Genomic DNA, 18700 nt, shown 5'->3' on the forward strand with positions numbered 1-18700 from the left:
AGTTATCTTTGAGAATCGTTATCATTCTTATTTACAGTTGTGAATGGTTCTCATAACCATTCTAAAAAGCGATATCATAGGATGAATCCGACTCTATGTTTGCACAATCACTCAAAACACTCGCAATTGTGGGCGCTCTCTTGTTGCCCGGCTCTGCAGCCATTGCGCAGGAAAAATTCAAAGCCGTCACTACCTTCACTGTCATTGCCGACATGGCGCGCAATGTGGCCGGGGATGTCGCGGTGGTAGAGAGCATCACCAAGCCGGGCGCAGAAATCCACGGCTACTCGCCGACGCCACGCGATATCATTCGTGCGCAGGACGCGGACCTCATCTTGTGGAACGGCCTGAACCTTGAGCTGTGGTTTGAACAGTTCCTGTCCAACCTGCGTGATGTGCCCTCTGCAACAGTAAGTGCAGGGATTGATCCCATCAGCATCTCGTCAGGGACATATGATGGAAAGCCCAACCCGCACGCGTGGATGGGTTTGACCAATGCGCTGATCTATGTGGACAACATTCGCGATGCCTTTGTGCTGCACGACCCCGCCAATGCCGACGCCTACACCGCAAATGCGGAAGCCTACAAAGCACGGATCACCGAGACAATTGCACCGTTGCGCGACGCTGTTCTGGCGGTGCCAGAGGACCAGCGCTGGCTAGCCACCTGTGAAGGTGCATTTAGCTATCTGATCCGCGACTTCGGCATGAAAGAGATTTATCTTTGGCCAATGAACGCCGATCAACAAGGCACACCTCAACAGGTGCGCCGGGTCATCGACACCGTGCGTCAGAATAACATCCCCGCCGTATTCTGCGAATCGACCGTTGATCAGGCTCCGGCACAGCAGGTCGCACGCGAGACTGAGGCAAAGTATGGCGGCATGCTTTATGTAGATAGCCTGACCGAAGAAGACGGGCTGGTGCCCAGTTATCTGGATTTGCTGCGCGTCACCTCGGAGACGATTGTAAAAGGTCTGACAGAATGAGCACCGGTATCTCTGCAAACGATGTGACCGTCACCTACCGCAACGGCCACACTGCCCTGCGCAACGCCAGTTTCGAGATACCGCAAGGCACGATTACAGCGCTGGTAGGTGTGAATGGCGCCGGAAAATCGACCCTATTCAAGGCAATTATGGGTTTTGTCCCGGTAGCAAAGGGCGAAATCACGGTCTTGGGCATGCCAGTCAAAGAAGCGCTTAAGAAGAACATCGTTGCCTACGTTCCTCAATCGGAAGAGGTCGACTGGTCTTTTCCGGTTCTGGTTGAGGACGTTGTGATGATGGGTCGCTACGGTCATATGGGATTCTTCCGGAGCCCCAAGGCCGCCGATCATGCAGCCGTAACGGATGCGTTGAAACGCGTAAACATGACCGAGTATCGCCATCGCCAGATTGGCGAATTGTCCGGCGGTCAACGCAAGCGGGTGTTTCTAGCGCGCGCACTGGCGCAAGAGGGCAAGGTCATCCTGTTGGATGAGCCGTTTACCGGCGTTGATGTTCAGACAGAAGACCAGATTATCGACCTTTTGCGTGAGATGCGGGACGAAGGCCGGGTCATGCTCGTCTCCACCCACAACCTTGGCTCTGTGCCAGAGTTCTGTGACAGGACCGTTCTGGTGAAAGAAACCGTCCTTGCCTATGGAACTACCGAAGAAACTTTCACCCACGACAATCTCGAACTCGCCTTTGGCGGTGTGCTGCGTCACTTTGTGCTGGGCGGCTCAGACCTACATGACGACGATGATGCGCGCTCGATCAGGGTGATCACGGATGACGAACGCCCCTTCATTGTCTATGGCGAAGAAGCCTCCAAGGAGGACGTGGGCTGATGGAGACGCTGCTCCTCCCGTTTAGTTACGGGTATATGTTCAACGCCATGTGGGTAAGCGCACTGGTCGGCGGCGTTTGCGCTTTCTTGTCGGCCTACCTGATGCTCAAGGGATGGTCGCTTATCGGAGACGCGCTGAGCCATTCCATCGTGCCCGGCGTGGCAGGCGCATATATGCTGGGCTTGCCGTTTGCTTTGGGTGCTTTTGCTGCCGGTGGGCTGGCGGCCGGTGCGATGCTGTTTCTCAACCAGCGTTCAGGGCTCAAAGAAGATACGATCATCGGGCTGATCTTTACGTCCTTTTTCGGGTTGGGCCTGTTTATGGTTTCACTCTCACCCACATCCGTTTCCGTCCAGACCATTACGATGGGTAACATCCTTGCCATCACCCCCTCGGACACGTTGCAACTGGCGCTGATCGGCTTTGTCACGCTGGCAGTATTGTTGGCAAAGTGGAAAGACTTTATGGTCACCTTCTTTGATGAAAACCATGCGCGTTCCATTGGGTTGAAGCCGGACCTTTTGAAGGTTGTCTTCTTTACGTTGCTGTCAGCCTCCTGCGTTGCAGCTCTGCAAACCGTGGGTGCTTTTCTGGTGATTGCGATGGTCGTGACACCGGGGGCAACGGCCTATCTGCTGACCGACCGCTTCCCGCGACTGTTGATCGTGAGCGTGTTTATCGGTGCAGGCACGTCATTTCTTGGCGCTTACCTGAGCTTCTTTGTGGATGGCGCGACCGGAGGTATCATCGTGACCCTTCAAACACTCATCTTCCTTACGGCTTTCATCTTCGCGCCCAAGCACGGCTATCTCGCTGCGCGGCGCAAAGCGGCGGAGGCGCTGCGGACATGATTGATACACTTTTGCAGCCGTTCCAATTTGCCTTCATGCAAAACGCATTCCTGATCATGATCATGATCGCAGTCCCGACAAGCTTGCTGTCTTGCTACCTCGTTCTCAAAGGGTGGTCATTGATGGGCGACGCCATCAGCCACGCGGTTCTACCTGGTGTGGTCGGGGCCTATTTGCTGGGCATTCCATTGATCGTCGGAGCGTTCTGCGCAGGGATGTTTTGCGCGCTGGCAACCGGATTTCTGTCCGAGAACAGCAGGGTCAAACAAGACACGGTTATGGGGATCGTTTTCTCTGGAATGTTCGGGTTTGGCATCGTGATGTACACAAAAGTAACGACCGACGTGCATCTGGATCATATTCTTTTCGGCAACATGTTGGGCGTGGGGGCTACCGATCTTTGGACGGCGGGGCTGATTGCGCTGTTCGTGGCGATTATGATCATCGCAAAGCGGCGCGATCTAATGCTGCATGCGTTTGATCCGGTGCAAGCTCAAGCCGTTGGTCTGCGTGTAGGCTGGTTGCACTACGGCTTGCTGGCCATGATTTCCCTGACCATCGTAGCTACGCTATCTGCTGTCGGGATTATCCTGTCGATCGGCCTTTTGATTGCCCCCGGTGCGATTGCATTTTTGCTGACCCAGCAATTCTCGCGGATGCTGCCAATTGCAGTGGCTGTGACCATGCTGTCATCTGTGCTGGGTGTATATGCCAGTTTCTACATTGATAGCGCACCGGCGCCGACAATCATCCTGATCCTGACGCTGGTGTTCATTGCCGCCTTTGTCCGTTCAAACATCATGACCCGCCGTGCCTCAGAGCGACAGGCCTGAGCGAACACTGCACTTAAAGCGCTGCGCCAGTGTCCGAAGCAATCGCTTGCTTATAGAGTTTGCGGATGCGTTCGGTCACGGGTTGGGTACCATCGCCGATGGTCTTGCCATCAATCTCTGACACTAGCGTTTGCGCGCCGAAAGTTCCGGTCAAGAACGCCTCATCCGCACCGTACGCCTCGTACAGAGAATAGTTTTTCTCGAATACGGGAATGCCGTCGGCGCGGCATAGATCGATGACTTTCTGCCGCGTAACGCCGTTCATGCAGTAGTCACCGGTTGATGTCCAAACCTCGCCACGCCGCACGATAAAGAAGTTGCATGCGTTAGTGGTGTTCACAAATCCATGCGGGTCCAGCATCAACGCCTCGTCAGCGCCTGCCTGCTCAGCCTGCAAGCAGGCGATCACGCAATTGAGCTTTGAGTGACTGTTGTATTTGGCGTCCTGTGACATCGGCAACCCCCGCACCTGTGGCACAGTCGCAAGACGGATACCGCGGGTGCTAAGCGTTTCTACCGGTTTGGAATGCTCCATGATGATCACCAAAGTCGGGCCGGACCGCGACAGGGACGGATGCTGGAACGGCTTCACTTTCACACCGCGTGTCAACATCAAGCGACAATGCACATCTGTGACCATGCCGTTGGCCTCTGCAGTTTGACGCAGCGCCTCCGCAATTCCCGCTTTGTCCATGCCGACATCCAACGATACCGCTTTGCAGGAGTTGAAAAACCGATCCATGTGCTCTTCAAAGAACGCCCACACACCATCATAGAGCCGCATGCCTTCCCACATGCCATCTCCTAATAAAAACCCGCTGTCATAGACTGACACGGTAGCCTCTGCGCGCGGCTTCAGCTCCCCGTTCACGTAGATCAGGATATCCTGATTACGCGCGTCTTCGTCGGCCTCATGAGTCGTGGTCATACCACCACCTTTTGCGCATCCTGCTGACCAACACCAAACACCCGCTTGTAGCGCTCAATCTCGTCAGCTGGGCCCATCGCTTTGTTTGGGTTGTCCGATAGCTTCACGGTGGGGTTTCCATTGGCACTGACGGCCTTGCAGACAAGGCTGAAAGGCGCGAGCGCATCGTCAGGCACCAGCCCACGGAAATCATTGGTTAGCAAGGTGCCCCAACCAAAGGAAATTGCGGTTTTACCCGCGAATTGTGCGTGGAGTTCTTTGATCTTTGCGACGTCCAGACCATCACTGAAAATGACGCGCTTACTGCGCGGATCCTCGCCACGGGATTTCCACCAGTCGATAGCCTGTTGCGCCGCAGTGGCGGGATCACCGCTGTCGATACGGATACCGGTCCAACCCGCGAGCCAATCCGGTGCATTATCCAGAAACCCCTGAGAGCCGTAAGTGTCCGGCAGAATTATCCGCAGGTTACCTTCGTGTTCATCATGCCAGTCCTCAAGAACCTTGTAAGGCGCCTGAAACAGGGCTTCGTCATCTTCGGCAAGGGCCGCATAGACCATCGGCAGTTCGTGGGCGTTGGTCCCGATGGCTTCCAGCTCTCGTTTCATGGCAATTTTGCAATTAGAGGTGCCTGTGAATTTGCTGCCCAGCCCTTCGTTCATGGCCTGAACGCACCAGTCCTGCCAAAGAAAGCTGTGCCGACGACGTGTGCCAAAGTCCGCGATAGACAGATCCGGTACATCGCGCAGTGCCTCGACCTTTTCCCAGACCCGTGTCATCGCCTGAGCATACAGCACCTGAAGTTCGAATTTTTCCATCCCGTTCAGAACCGCACGCCCGCGCAGCTCCATCAACACCGCCAACGCTGGAATTTCCCACAGCATGACTTCGTGCCATTTACCCTCGAACGTCAGCTCGTACTGATCGCCTTTGCGTTCAAGATGGTAAGGTGGCAGCCGCAGGTTTTCGAACCATTCCATAAAGTCAGAGCGGAACATCTGCCGCTTGCCGTAAAATGTATTACCGCGCAGCCATGTGGATTCGCCGCGGCTTAAACTCAGTGTCCGGATGTGATCCAACTGCTCTCGCAGTTCGCCTTCGTCAATCAGCTTGGCCAGCGGAATATGCTTGGAGCGGTTGATCAGGCTGAACGTCACCTGCGTATCAGGTTTATTCCGGAAAATCGATTGGCACATCAGGAGCTTGTAAAAGTCCGTATCGATGAGCGACCGCACGATGGGGTCGATCTTCCATTTGTGGTTCCAGACGCGTGTGGCGATATCAACCATGGGTAAAGGCTCCGTTGGGCAGGTGTTTTGTGGCCCATGCGGTGTATGGGAGCAAGCCTTTAGTCGAGCGTTACTCCGGCCCCATGCATCGCGCTTTTAGCTTCGTCCAGAGAACCATTCAGATCAATCGCCCGACACAGATCAGTGCGCACTGTCACTTTGAAGCCTGCTTGTGCCGCATCGACCGCAGAGTAATTCACACAAAAATCCAGCGCGAGACCAACAAGAGTCACTTCTTTGATTCCGCGCGTGCGCAGATAGCCCGCCAGACCTGTTGGGGTTTTGTGGTCATTCTCGAAGAATGCCGAATAGCTATCAATGGCCGGGTTGTACCCTTTGCGGATCACCAAATCAGCGTGATCAGTCTCTAACAATGGATGAAACGCTGCTCCGTCAGTGCCTTGAACGCAGTGATCAGGCCAAAGAACCTGCGGGCCATATGGCATTTCAATCATATCATACGGCGCGGTGCCTGCATGTGTGGACGCAAAGGACGAATGCCCCGCCGGATGCCAATCCTGGGTTAATACCACAGCTTCAAACTGGCCCATCAAAGCATTGATACCTGCGACGATCTCGTTCCCACCGGACACAGCCAGCGCGCCGCCTGGGCAAAAATCATTCTGTACATCGATGACTAGTAGGGCATGCATGGCGGATCCTCGCGGCTGTGGCAAATTGCATCTCGTGACGGTTTTACCCTACACACCTCTTGCGCAACAGCCCCTGCGCGGCCTATTTGGCAACCCATGTATACCATCGCCGCCCTTTATCACTTTGCCCGCTTCGATGCCCCAGAGGCGCTGAAGCCATCCTTGCTCAAGCTTTGCCTTGAGGAGAAGATCACTGGCACGCTTTTGTTGGCGCGCGAAGGAGTGAACGGCACCATCGCCGGCCCATCCCAGGCAGCCGTTGATCGAGTGCTTGCCCATCTGCGCGCCCTGCCCGGTTGCACAGAGTTGGAACATAAGATTTCGCACGCGGACGTGCCCCCTTTTGGCAAGATGAAAGTGCGTATCAAGCGCGAGATCGTGACAATGGGTCAGCCCGAGGTCGACCCACTGGCAGGCACCGGACACTACGTTGCACCGCAGGACTGGAACGATCTGATTACCCGTGAAGATGTTGCCGTGATCGATACGCGCAACGACTACGAAGTCGCCATTGGCACGTTCAAAGGTGCTGTTGACCCCGAAACCACCAGCTTTGGCGAGTTTCCCGCGTGGTGGGAGGCGAACAAGCATCGCTTTCATAATAAGAAGATCGCGATGTTCTGCACCGGCGGTATCCGCTGTGAAAAATCGACTAACTTCTTACTCGGTCAGGGTGTTGAGGATGTCTACCACCTCAAGGGCGGCATTCTTAAGTATCTCGAAGAAGTCCCGCAGGCCCAAAGCACCTGGGACGGTTCCTGTTTCGTTTTTGACAACCGTGTCAGCGTGGAACACGGGCTGAAACCGGGCCCGCACTTGCTATGCCATGGCTGCCGTCGGCCCATCCTGCCCGAAGACAAAGATCGGGAAGGATATGAGGCAGGCGTAAGTTGCCACAACTGCGTGGATGAGACGACAGAAGACGACAAGATGCGTTTTCGCGAACGTCAAAAACAGATGGCACTTGCCAAACGTCGTAAATGGTAGGCTAAGCCGTGATGGGCCTTGGTGCGCGTGGCCTGCTTCTTGAAAGCAACCACAGCATGATGGCGATATTGGCTCCGTTCCAGACGATGCCGTTGATAAAAGCCAACCTGTAAGCGCCGCTTAGGTCATAGATGACCCCTGACAGCCAACCGCCCAGCGCCATCCCAAGGATCGTTGCCATCATCACAAATCCGACGCGGGAGCCAGCTTCCTTAGCGGGCATGTATTCACGTACAATCAATGCATAGCTCGGCACAATGCCGCCCTGACTAAGGCCAAAGACAAGGCTGACCAGATAGAGTGAGACCATGCCCCCGGCGGGTAAGTACAGGAACAGTGCAAGGCACTGTAAACATGATCCGATAAGTAAGGTCCGCACCCCCCCCAAGCGATCTGCCAACAGACCGGACACAATCCGCGAAGCGACACCACCCAGCAACATCAGCGCAAGCATTTGCGCACCTACAGCTGGACCAAACCCAAGTCCGACACAAAGCGCCACAATATGCACCTGCGGCATCGACATGGCGACACAGCAGCCGATACCCGCGAACCCCAATAGGTACTGTAAAGCCCGCGGCGAAAGACCAGAAGAGCGTGCGTTCAATGTGGAGGCATGCTCCGCCGCAACTTGCGCTTCTTCGGGGATACGACGGCGCAATGTAAAAGCCAGCGGGATGACAAGAGCCAGCGTTGCCAGCGCCATTACAAAATAGACAGACCGCCAACCGCTTTCCTGCAGCACACCCGCCAGAAGGATTGGCCAGATCGCGCCAGAAAGGTAATTACCCGAAGCGGCGATCGCCACAGCAATGCCTCGTCGCCGCACAAACCAGTGCGATACGTCCGCTATCAGTGGGCCAAATCCAACCGCAGAGGCAAAGCCAACAATCAACTGCGCCAAGGAAAGCAACACAAGGGAGCCAGAAATTGTGGCGAGCCCGTAGCCCAAAGCGGTAACCACTGCCGCCACGATCAACGACAGCGTGATCCCGAAGCGGTCCACCGCACGCCCAATCGCATAGTTGCCAGTCGCAAATCCGATCATAGTAAGCGTATAAGGCAGCGACGCCATCGCCCTGCTACCGCCGAACTCTGCCTCGACGGCGGGCATAATCACGATGATGGCCCACATGCCTGCATTGATCACAGTGCCCACGCACAATGTCAGCGCAAGGCGTGTCCATGAGTAACGGCTATCGGTGATCAGATTGTCCATCTTGCGATGTGGCCGCGCTGCATCGGCAATTGCAAGCGTTACCTTCTATTAACCAATCCCCCTCGCCTTAGGGGTTTGCTAACGGCTCTGGCGGTATCCCTGTCCTTGGGTGAATTAAAGGTTGTGGATATGAGTGCGAAGGCAAACGTCGCGCCAGTCATTATTAAACGCAAAAAGATCGTCAAAGGCGGCGGGCACCATGGTGGTGCATGGAAAGTCGCCTATGCCGATTTCGTCACCGCGATGATGGCGTTCTTTATGTTGATGTGGCTGCTGAACGCGACGACAGAACAACAACGCAAAGGGTTGGCAGATTATTTTTCTCCAACCATCCCCGTTGTACGGGTATCGGGTGGGGGTGACGGCTCTTTCGGGGGCGATAGCATTTTTTCCGAGATGGTCCTCCCCAAGAACGGGACAGGTGCTTCGGCCAACCGGCCCACAAACGATGACAAGGCGCGAGGCGTAGTCAGTAGCAGCCCCGGCACGGATGAAACAGCTGCGCAAAATGAAGTTTTCGAGACCGTTAATGAGATGCTGCAAGGACATGGTGGTGAGTCGGCAGTCATGGAAAATGCGCTTGAACACATAGTAACCCGCATCACCGATGAAGGCCTGCTGATCGAGATTTTCTCTCGGGACGATCTACGAATCTTTGAACCTGGTTCGGACACTCCGACGTCCTTGATGCGCGATCTGGCAGTATTGATTGCTCAGGTAAGCAAAACTGTCACGAATGATATCGCCATCGGAAGCCATGTTCGCGCACAACCGCTTGTCCTGAAAGAAAGCCATGTGTGGGACCTATCTCATCGGCGGGCGACGCAAATGCGACTGCTGCTGGAAGGAGAGAACATCGCGCCCGCAAGAATCCAGCGTGTAACGGGACATGCTGATCGCGAACCGGTGGTACGTGACTCGATGGCACTTAGAAATGACAGAATCGAGATTGTGCTGCTCCGCGATAAATCATGAGCGACAAAATAGAACGCATTTTATCTGTTAGCCCGACATTAAAGCATGTCGGGCTATTGCTTGGTCCAGAATGGAAAACGGCAGAGCAGAAAGGCGTGTCTATGACAATTTCATCTTCCTTGAACGCAGGTGTGGCGGGGCTTCAAGCCAACGCCACACGGCTGGCAAGCATTTCAGACAACATCGCGAATTCCTCCACGTTTGGGTATAAACGCGTCCAGACTGATTTTGAATCCATGGTGATCTCGAAAAACGGCGGCAATTATTCAGCTGGCGGCGTGCGGGCGAACACCAATCGCCAGATTGATCTGGGCGGATCGCTGGTCGCCACATCGAATGCTACCGATCTAGCCGTGCGCGGGCGGGGGATGCTGCCAGTCGCCAAAGTCACAGACCTGAATGTTGGCAATGGTGATACGAACATGCTCCTCACAAGCACCGGTTCATTCACTACTGATGCAGAAGGTTACCTAACAACGTCATCCGGCCTTGTCCTCTTGGGCTGGCCTGCACAGCCTGACGGTTCCATTCCGACCTTTTCACGCGATACGGATGAAGGACTGGAACCGATCCAGATCAACGTTAACCAGCTTACCGGTGAACCGACCACCCGCATGACGCTGGGGGTCAATCTGCCGGCGACCGCAACAGTTGCCGGTAGTGCAGTAGAAGCGCAGCAACTCGCTGTTGAGTATTATGGCAACCTCGGCACCTCGGAGAGCGTGAACGTGACCTTCACGCCGACAGTGCCCGCAACCGGGGCTTCGAATGAATGGACAATGACATTAACCGATTCAGTCAATCCAGGCGTGACCATCGGCGAATATGTTTTGACCTTTGAAGATAATCGCACGGCAGGCGGCACACTGGCCTCAGTATCCACCATCTCAGGCGGTGCCTATGATACTGCATCCGGCAAGCTGATCGTTGATGTTGATGGCGGGCCTATCGAGATCGATATCGGTGTGGTCGGGCAAAGCGACGCACTTACACAATTGTCAGATACATTCGCGCCAGTCTCCATCACCAAAGACGGCTCTCCTGTGGGTAATATGACAAGCGTGAATGTCGACGGTAATGGCTACGTTCATGCGACTTTCGATACAGGCGTAACACGGACGATCTATCAGGTTCCTCTGGTTGACTTGCCAAACCCTAACGGCATGGTCGCTCTTGATTCACAGACTTATCAGCCGTCAGTCGATAGCGGATCGTTCTTTCTATGGGATGCCAGTGACGGACCCACAGGTGATATCGTCGCTTTTGCCCGCGAGGAATCAACAACCGATGTCGCGAATGAACTGACATCAATGATCCAGACCCAGCGGGCCTATTCATCCAATGCAAAAGTCATCCAGACTGTTGATGAAATGTTGCAGGAAACCACCAACATCAAGCGCTGATAAGACCACACGGGGGAGGAGCATGGCGCACCTCCCCACCTGATCCAAGGGGTACATTATGTCGATAACCGGAGCCATGAACGCAGCCATGTCAGGCCTGCGCGCCGCCGCGCGGGGGACAGAGCTTGTTTCAAACAATATCTCGAACGCGCTGACAGAAAGCTATGGTCGCCGGGAGCTGGCTCTGTCTTCTATGAACTACGGCGCGAATGGCGGTGTGAGGATTGACGGGACCACACGACACGTTAACGAAGGCGTTCTGGCCGACCGCCGGTTCGCGGACGCCGCACATCAGAACATACAAACGGCAGTCAATTTCTTTCAAACATTGGAAAATGTGACGGGAGTTGCGGGCGATTCAGAAGGTCTGAGCGGGCGCCTTGCCGCCTTTGAGCAAAGCCTGATCACTGCGACAAGCAGGCCTGATGCGCCAGAACGTTTGACGGATACCGTGATTGATGCCAAGCGCCTGATCGAAGGGCTGGTGCGCGCGTCAAACGACGTGCAGGATATGCGCACGCGCGCGGACGGGCAAATTGCCAAAGAGGTTGATACGCTCAACACGGCTTTGCAGCAGGTCGAACAGCTGAATAAACAAATCATAACTGCGCAGGCTCGCGGCGGAAGCACCCCGGGCTTGCTCGACCAACGACAAGCGGTGCTGGACACGATTGGTGCGATTGTCCCTATCAATGTTGTCCCACGCGATAACAATTCCGTTGCGATTTACACCGACGGGGGCGCGGTCTTGTTGGACATCAGCGCAGCAACCGTCGGCTTTCAAAGACAGAACACCGTGACCGCATATCAAACCATAGATAATGGCACTTTATCAGGGCTGACTCTCAATGGTCAGGACTTGCGCATGAGCGCGCTCGCCGGAGGTAGCTTGGGCGGTCAATTTACTGTTCGGGATACATATGGCGTGCAGGCCCAAACCCAGCTAGATGCGATCGCCCGCGACTTGGTTGAGCGGTTTGCCGATCCAGCACTTGATGCAACCCGCGGCACAGGCGATCCGGGGCTGTTCACAGATGCGGGCGGCGCTTTTTCCCTTATCGACGAAGTCGGTTTGAGCGCGAGGTTATCCCTAAATGCAGCTGTTGATCCTGCCGCAGGTGGTGAGGTCTGGCGCCTACGTGACGGGTTGGCCGCAACTACTCCCGGCCCAGCAGGGGACGCCGCATTACTCAATGACATGCGCGATGCTTTAGATGCGCAGCGCGCACCCGCTTCGGGTGGATTCAGCACCGGCAACCAAAGCATGTCGGATTTGTTTTCTTCTTTCTCTGGCGTGCTTTCCTCGACCCGTGCGGGCGCGGAAAGGGACTTAACATTTAGCGCTGCACGATTGACTGAATGGACTGACCTACAGCTGTCTCAGGGTGTTGATACTGATCAGGAACTTCAGAACCTGCTTATTCTTGAGCAGGCCTATGCTGCCAATGCACGTGTTATTCAGGCAGCAGATGATATGATTGAAACACTGACGAGGTTGTGACTATGAACATCGGCTCACGGGGCGACATGGCCCACTCCTATGCAATGCAATCCCGAAATGCGGCACTCAAACAAGACATGCAGCGCCTCACTCTTGAAATCTCAACAGGTCAGGTGGCAGACATTCGTACAGCTCTGGCTGGTAATGTTGCGTATTTGAACGACTTAGATCGCAGCCTCACCAAATTGACCGGCTATGAACTGGCTGGATCAGAAGCACAGCAATTTGCCGATGGCGTTCAATCCGCATTGAGCCGAATTAGTGATTTAAACACGACCTTCCGTGATACTTTAATAGGTGCGACCAATACCGCGTTAGGAGTAAACACAGAAAGTGTTCAGAATACCGCAAGGGATTTTCTTGGTCAGACCGTGAGTACACTGAATACCCAAGTTTCCGGCCGGACCCTTTTTGCCGGCACTGCAACTGACGTACACCCGATTGCCTCAACTGAAGATCTCCTTGCGGGGCTAAGCGCCGCAGTTGCAGGTGCGGGTAGTGTCGATGATATCCTCACTGCAGCACAAGCTTGGTTTGATGATCCGGCAGGGTTTGGAACTGATGTTTACTTTGGTTCGGACACACCCCTCGCGCCGGTCGCACTGTCCGATACGGACGCTGTCGAATTTGAGCTTCGGGCAAACGACCCTCTTTTTCGAGACACGCTTCGCAATCTAGCGCTGATATCAATCGCAGACGACCCAGCCTTGGCCCTCAGCAATACGCAAAAGAGTGAACTGCTGCAAAAGACGATGATAACTGTCTTCACTAACGTCGACGACATTACGCAATTACGTGGCTCAATCGGAACTTCCGAAGCCCACATCGAGGCTGTCAGTGTACGAAATAGCAGTGAACGCAGCGCGCTCGAAATGGCGCGTAACAATCTGTTGTCCGTAGATCCGTTTGAAGCCGCCACAGAACTGGAGCAAGTCCAATTTCAACTACAAAGTCTTTACGCGATTACCGCACGCTCATCCCAGCTTTCACTGGTAAATTACCTATGAAGGGTTTGATGTGTTTTTCAGTTTGTTTGACTCTGCTACTGGGGCTTTTCGGGTCGGCTAATGCAGCCCCTGTCAGAATAAAAGATCTTGTTGATTTTGACGGTGTACGAGGCAATGATTTGGTGGGCTATGGGCTTGTCGTCGGCCTTGATGGATCTGGCGACGGGCTACGAAATGCACCGTTCACCGAAGATATTATGACAAATATTCTCGAACGTCTCGGCGTGAACGTAACAGGTGAGCAGTTTCGCCCAAAAAATGTTGCAGCCGTATTAGTCACCGCAACACTGCCCCCCTTTGCGCGGGCGGGGGGCCAGATTGACGTAACCGTCTCAGCTATCGGCGATGCTAAAAGCCTTCTCGGCGGGACGCTTATTATGACACCAATGAACGCGGCCGACGGTGAAATATATGCTGTCGCCCAAGGGACCATTATTGCTGGTGGGGCCACCGCAGAAGGAGACGGCGGGCAGGTCACGCAAGGCGTACCAACTTCGGGCACGATCCCTTCCGGCGCGCGAGTAGAGCGGGAAATCGAATTTCAGCTTAGCTCTCTTAGCGATTTGCGCCTGGCCTTGAGAGAAGCGGACTTCACAACTGCCGGACGAATTGAGCAGGCAATAAATCGCGATTTTGGGCGCGGAGTGGCACTGATGCTGGATAGCGGCACCGTTATTCTAGATGTACCAGCGACCCGAATGCGTTCAGTTGCTCATGCACTCGGTAGGATCGAGAATATCGAGGTCCAGCCCGAACGGAAAGCTCGTGTTGTTGTGGATCAAAGATCTGGCACGATCGTTATGGGCGAAGACGTGCAAATTTCTCGTGTCGCCGTCAGTCAGGGGAATTTGACCTTACGAATTCAGGAAGAGCCGCTTGTCTCTCAGCCTAACCCCTTTGCTGAAGGTGAAACTGTAGTGGTGCCACGCACCCGCGCTGCAATTGAAGAGGAACCCGGCATCGGTCTTGCAGAAATACCAGCTGGGGCGTCATTGTCCGAACTGATTGCTGGCCTGAATGCGCTTGGCGTTTCACCCCGCGATATGATTGACATACTCAAAAGCATTAAGGCAGCAGGCGCTCTTCATGCTGAATTTGTCGTCAGGTAATGACGCTTCAGAAAAGCTTGATCTCTTTGTGAAGGAGAGAGGTCGCACCCGGCCATACGCCACATTGCGTTAGCAACAGCGCACACAACCCAGCCTGAGTCAGCTGCGCTGCAACAAGGGTCTGGGCAATTACAACACCATCGCGCATGTCGGACGTTGCAACCGTAATCAGAAACAAAAGTGATGTAAGCCCGAGGAGCGAATCAGAAAATGCTCCCCGTTCTACCGCGTGCATCAAGAGACTTGTCGCGCCAAACAACACTGGCGCAGACTGACCGATTACCAGCCAAGTCAATATCGCACTGAATGGCGTCGCCTGAATGCCCAAAATAATCGCACAGCTCGGTGCGCCAACAATTACGAATACCCCCGTGGCGCCACAAACCAGAAGATAGCAAATATTCACACGTGCGGCTGCCGACTGAAATCGGCTTTTATCTCGAATTTGAGCAAGATTTGAAAGCTCGCGCGCCACTCTGGCGTCAAATAAAATGAGTATCAGCGGAATACTTAACGACGCAAAGCGCGCAGCCAGATAAATCCAGAGCACTTCTGGATCGAGAACCCAAGGCAAAATAAGCAAATCAACGAACCGGGTTACAAACCGAAACACCCCGCCCCATTCGCCACCGCGCACGCGCGGCTGTCTTTGCAATAACAGCCTTAATCGCTGACCCATCAACCCACTCCATGTTATATGCCACCCCTGACATTAGGGTCAGGAATAAGACAAGGGAGTGGCCAGAACCTTAACTGGAGAGAGTAGAGTAGAACGCATTTAGTTCTTGTTCTTGCCGCAACTTTCTAAAAATAGCTGCGCACCAAGCTGCCCGCGATAAGCGCCCAGCCGTCTGCCACTACAAAAAAGGCTAGCTTGAAGGGCAGCGACACCACAGCGGGTGGAACCATCATCATCCCCATGGACATCAGGATCGCTGCGACCACCAAATCAATAATAAGGAACGGGAGATAGATCAGAAAACCGATCTGGAACGCTCGCGATATCTCGGACAGCATAAAACTGGGCACCAGAACCGAGAGGGGAGCGTCCGGTGTTGGCTGTGCGGCGATTGTGTCCGGTCGCAACTCTGCCATGGCAAAAAAAGTTTCGGGGTTCAGCCGCGCTGCCATGAAATTGCGAAAAGGCTCCAAAGTCAGAGAAAATGCCTGCTCCACTCCTATTTCTTCACGTGTAAGAGGGCCGATGCCGTTCGTCCACGCGGCGGTGAATACCGGCTCCATAATGAAATAGGTCAAAAAAAGTGCCAAGCTGACAATAAGCATATTGGGAGGCGATTGTTGCAGTCCAATGGCTTGTCTCAGGATCGATAAAACCGTCACTAAAAATGGAAAGCACGTCACCATTATGGCCAGTCCCGGTGCGAGACTAAGCACCGTAATTAGAACGAACAACTGTATCGTCCGCGCTGAGATAGAGCCGTCATCTCCTAGCGGAATTGACAACTCCTGGGCCTCTGCCACTTGAGGCAAAAACAGAAAGATAACGATCCAAATCCAAACTGGCATTAGTCTCAGCATCAAAGACCCTGCTGCATATCAACCACTTCGGTCAGCCGAACGATAAGTTGCCCTGCACCATCGCCCTCCGCCTCTTCCAAATTGCCACGCGCAATCAATTTATCGCCGACGTACAACTCAACCGGATCATCCACACGCCGGTCTAGGGTCAGCACAGCGTTCTCGCCCAACATGACCAAGTCCCTTAACAACGGACGTGCTTTTCCAACGCAAACAGTGATTTCGATTGGGACAGAAGTGAACGGATTTGAGGTATCAGTGGCAAGCGTTGTCTGGTCAGGCATCAGGGCACTCCGATTGTGTATGGAAATTAAAAGCGGTCATGGCTGTCGTGATTTCCTGACACACCGCATCAAGATTGATCTCACGCTCCTGTGTTTCAAGGGCGACAAAAAGTTGATGACTGCTAAAGGTAGGATCGGAACTCAAAGAGATTGGAATGCTTAACTCAACGTCTTCTAGCAGCTCTTCAATCATCGGTAGGCTGACCTCTGACACCTTGAGAAGGATCTGCGCCTTCGTCTGATTTGCCGCTAGTTGAAGCAATTCTTCAATCACATGACCACGCAAAGCAGCGCTGATCGTTTTGGGAAGCAGAGTGGTCATCACTTGTTCAAACAGAGGCTTCAATCCTCGGTTCAACCTGGTCAGCGCTTCCTGATAGGTAAAAGAAAGATCGTGCAAGTTGTGGACAAATTCTGCTTCGATATTTCTATTTTCATTGGAATGGTTTTTGTCAGCATCACTCCAGCCGGCCTGATACCCTTCCTCGAAAGCCTTGAGCTTTTGATCTTCTATATGTTCGGGTGAGACAGAATCTGTAAGCTCTCCTTCTAGGCCCAATGGGCTGAAATCAGCGTAGCGATGCGCAATCGAAGTCATACTTTTTCCTCCTTATCCTCAAGCCATCCGCGCAAAATTTCGACAGTCTCCTCCTGACGCTCCCCAATCATATTGCGTAGACGTTCAACGGGATCTTCGGGGGGCAAACGCTCAAGGTCGCTATTCTGCATCGCTATTACGTCGCCCGAACCAGCGGTCATCTGGGCGTTTCCGATGTCTTCGGCATCAATCATCGCCGGAAGACTGCTAAGCTCAGCAATAGCACCGCCCTCGCTGGTAGAATTCTCCAGATATTGAGACCCAATCATTGCAGGGACTTCGGCGGGCTGCTTGGTCAGAACAGGCCGGATTACGAAAAGGCCTAAGATCAACGTAACGACCGCAAGGACTAACATCTGGATCGCTGACAGGAGATCGAGATCAAACTGATCCACTAGCGACACGCTGGCAGCCGTGCCCGAAGGCGCCACGCTTTGCAGCGCCATGGATTTAAGTGTGATGATATCCCCGCGCTCTGCGTCAAAGCCAACAGCAGATGAGACAAGTTCGCGCAATGCGTCCATTTCAGCCGGATCCCGCGGTTGCGAGACAGGCTCACCAACATCATTCAAAACAGTGGTCTCATTCACCAATACAGCAACAGATAGCCGTTTCACTGCACCGGGCACACGGATGATCTCCCGCTCGGTCTCGGACACTTCATAGTTAATACGTTCTCGCGTTTCGCTGTTTTGCGAAGAAGACTTGTCGCCGCCCGCGCCGCCCTTCTGATCTGGTAGATTGCTTGCAACGGTCACATTACCGCCACCAGTACCCTCGGCGGTATTTGTGCGCTCTTCGGTATCGCTGCTAATAGCAACCCGTCCATCGGGATCGAAACTACGCTCGCGAATCGCCTCGCTCTCTGTGACGGTATCGACGCTAACTTCAACGACTGCATTGCCGAAACCAACCCGCGCTTCGAGCAACCGCTGTACCCGATCACGAAGAACCTGAGCTTTATCATCACCTCCGACAGAGGGGGCCGATTCTTCGGTCGCACCTATGAGAGACCCATTCGCATCAATCACCGCCACGTCTTCAGGGGCGAGCCCGGCAACAGCGGATGCGACCAAAAAGCGAACAGCTTTTCCCTGGGCTGGGGAAATGGTTCCGCCATTCGGGGTCAAAGATACAGACGCTTTTGGCGTAATCCCTCGCTGAAACGGGTTTGATCCCGTACTTGCGATATGCACACGCGCCATAGATATTGCCGGGTTTGCTACGATCGTTCGGGCCAGTTCACCTTCCTTCGCGCGCCAATAGGCAGCATCGAACATCTGGCTTGTTGTGCCGAAACCGGTCAACTGATCAAGCAATTCATACCCGCGGTTCCCGTTCGCAGGGAGACCTTCACTGGCCAAAGTAAGGCGCAATTCATCGCGTGCCTTACTGTCCACAAATATTGATCCACCGCGCACTTCAAAAACCACACCGCGTTGCTCCAGTGAACGGACAACGTCCCCTGCTGCGCTGCTTTCAAGCCCTGCATACAGGAGAGTCATACTAGGGGCCGTGGTCATGCGCGCCATTGCGAGAATCGCAAAGAACATCGCACTGGTCGCCGCGATTACAATAAGTTGCCGCTTGATCCCAAGCTTCATCCAGACATTCAGGTACTGCTGCACAATCGCCTCCGTCGCACCGAACGTTCTGTCCGGCTTCTCCAACAGAAATGACCGATTGGGCT

At 54.1% G+C, this 18700-nt stretch carries 19 protein-coding genes; 10 read left to right on the forward strand and 9 right to left on the reverse strand.

The features are described 5' to 3' along the window. Positions 1-95: 95 nt before the first annotated feature. Genes K3757_RS17735 through K3757_RS17750 form a run of 4 tightly spaced genes read left to right on the forward strand, consistent with a single transcriptional unit; the run spans position 96 to position 3518 of the window. Positions 96-989, forward strand: a complete 894-nt coding sequence (locus K3757_RS17735; protein WP_259997761.1) for a metal ABC transporter substrate-binding protein — start codon at positions 96-98, stop codon at positions 987-989. Beyond that, a complete protein-coding gene (locus K3757_RS17740; RefSeq protein ID WP_259997763.1) occupies positions 986-1834 on the forward strand; it encodes a manganese/iron ABC transporter ATP-binding protein in 849 nt (282 codons plus the stop codon). Before K3757_RS17735 ends, K3757_RS17740 begins: the two co-directional genes overlap by 4 nt. Then, positions 1834-2685 (forward strand): metal ABC transporter permease, encoded by an 852-nt coding sequence (locus tag K3757_RS17745; protein ID WP_259997766.1) that lies wholly within the window; start codon positions 1834-1836, stop codon positions 2683-2685. Before K3757_RS17740 ends, K3757_RS17745 begins: the two co-directional genes overlap by 1 nt. Further along, a complete protein-coding gene (locus K3757_RS17750; RefSeq protein ID WP_259997769.1) occupies positions 2682-3518 on the forward strand; it encodes a metal ABC transporter permease in 837 nt (278 codons plus the stop codon). Before K3757_RS17745 ends, K3757_RS17750 begins: the two co-directional genes overlap by 4 nt. A gap of 13 nt (positions 3519-3531) precedes the next feature. Here the strand turns inward: K3757_RS17750 and K3757_RS17755 are convergent, their stop codons facing one another. From K3757_RS17755 to pncA, 3 genes are read right to left on the reverse strand one after another with little or no spacing between them, the layout of a single operon-like run. Further along, on the reverse strand, positions 3532-4446 hold the full coding sequence (locus K3757_RS17755) for an aminotransferase class IV (protein ID WP_259997771.1): 915 nt from the start codon (positions 4444-4446) through the stop codon (positions 3532-3534). Continuing rightward, entirely contained in the window at positions 4443-5735 is a 1293-nt protein-coding gene (gene pncB, locus K3757_RS17760; RefSeq protein ID WP_259997773.1) for a nicotinate phosphoribosyltransferase, read from the reverse strand. The genes K3757_RS17755 and pncB overlap by 4 nt, the downstream gene beginning before the upstream one ends. A gap of 59 nt (positions 5736-5794) precedes the next feature. After that, positions 5795-6388, reverse strand: coding sequence for a bifunctional nicotinamidase/pyrazinamidase (pncA, locus tag K3757_RS17765; protein WP_259997775.1), 594 nt, complete (start codon positions 6386-6388; stop codon positions 5795-5797). Positions 6389-6484: 96 nt separating this feature from the next. Here pncA and K3757_RS17770 point away from each other — a divergent pair, with 96 nt between their 5' ends. After that, positions 6485-7375, forward strand: a complete 891-nt coding sequence (locus tag K3757_RS17770; protein ID WP_259997777.1) for a rhodanese-related sulfurtransferase — start codon at positions 6485-6487, stop codon at positions 7373-7375. A 1-nt stretch (position 7376) separates the two neighbouring features. Here K3757_RS17770 and K3757_RS17775 read toward each other — a convergent pair whose 3' ends face one another. Further along, entirely contained in the window at positions 7377-8594 is a 1218-nt protein-coding gene (locus K3757_RS17775; protein ID WP_259997779.1) for an MFS transporter, read from the reverse strand. Between the two features lie 129 nt (positions 8595-8723). Here K3757_RS17775 and K3757_RS17780 point away from each other — a divergent pair, with 129 nt between their 5' ends. The 5 genes from K3757_RS17780 to K3757_RS17800 all read left to right on the forward strand — a co-directional run bounded on the left by K3757_RS17780 (position 8724) and on the right by K3757_RS17800 (position 14589). Continuing rightward, positions 8724-9569, forward strand: coding sequence for a flagellar motor protein MotB (locus tag K3757_RS17780; RefSeq protein WP_259997781.1), 846 nt, complete (start codon positions 8724-8726; stop codon positions 9567-9569). A gap of 101 nt (positions 9570-9670) precedes the next feature. Continuing rightward, positions 9671-10972 carry a flagellar hook protein FlgE gene (locus K3757_RS17785; RefSeq protein ID WP_259997783.1) on the forward strand — a complete coding sequence of 434 codons (1302 nt, stop codon included), beginning with the start codon at positions 9671-9673 and terminating at the stop codon, positions 10970-10972. A 58-nt stretch (positions 10973-11030) separates the two neighbouring features. Further along, positions 11031-12473 (forward strand): flagellar hook-associated protein FlgK, encoded by a 1443-nt coding sequence (flgK, locus tag K3757_RS17790; protein WP_259997785.1) that lies wholly within the window; start codon positions 11031-11033, stop codon positions 12471-12473. Between the two features lie 2 nt (positions 12474-12475). Beyond that, positions 12476-13480 (forward strand): flagellin, encoded by a 1005-nt coding sequence (locus K3757_RS17795; protein WP_259997787.1) that lies wholly within the window; start codon positions 12476-12478, stop codon positions 13478-13480. Next, positions 13477-14589, forward strand: a complete 1113-nt coding sequence (locus K3757_RS17800; protein ID WP_409202555.1) for a flagellar basal body P-ring protein FlgI — start codon at positions 13477-13479, stop codon at positions 14587-14589. Before K3757_RS17795 ends, K3757_RS17800 begins: the two co-directional genes overlap by 4 nt. A gap of 7 nt (positions 14590-14596) precedes the next feature. Here the strand turns inward: K3757_RS17800 and K3757_RS17805 are convergent, their stop codons facing one another. The 5 genes from K3757_RS17805 to fliF form a co-directional block, all read right to left on the reverse strand. Beyond that, positions 14597-15268 carry a hypothetical protein gene (locus K3757_RS17805; RefSeq protein ID WP_259997791.1) on the reverse strand — a complete coding sequence of 224 codons (672 nt, stop codon included), beginning with the start codon at positions 15266-15268 and terminating at the stop codon, positions 14597-14599. 125 nt (positions 15269-15393) lie between these two features. Beyond that, on the reverse strand, positions 15394-16116 hold the full coding sequence (gene fliP / locus K3757_RS17810) for a flagellar type III secretion system pore protein FliP (RefSeq protein ID WP_259997792.1): 723 nt from the start codon (positions 16114-16116) through the stop codon (positions 15394-15396). An 11-nt stretch (positions 16117-16127) separates the two neighbouring features. Continuing rightward, the gene (locus K3757_RS17815; protein WP_259997794.1) at positions 16128-16412 is read right to left on the reverse strand and encodes a FliM/FliN family flagellar motor C-terminal domain-containing protein; all 285 of its coding nucleotides are present in this window, start codon (positions 16410-16412) and stop codon (positions 16128-16130) included. After that, a complete protein-coding gene (locus K3757_RS17820; protein ID WP_259997796.1) occupies positions 16405-17010 on the reverse strand; it encodes a hypothetical protein in 606 nt (201 codons plus the stop codon). The genes K3757_RS17815 and K3757_RS17820 overlap by 8 nt, the downstream gene beginning before the upstream one ends. Next, positions 17007-18638: a flagellar basal-body MS-ring/collar protein FliF gene (gene fliF / locus K3757_RS17825; RefSeq protein WP_259997798.1), complete on the reverse strand. Its 1632-nt coding sequence runs from the start codon at positions 18636-18638 to the stop codon at positions 17007-17009. Before fliF ends, K3757_RS17820 begins: the two co-directional genes overlap by 4 nt. Positions 18639-18700 lie beyond the last annotated feature (62 nt).

It is taken from the genome of Sulfitobacter sp. S223 (genome assembly GCF_025143825.1).
Classification (GTDB): Bacteria; Pseudomonadota; Alphaproteobacteria; order Rhodobacterales; family Rhodobacteraceae; genus Sulfitobacter.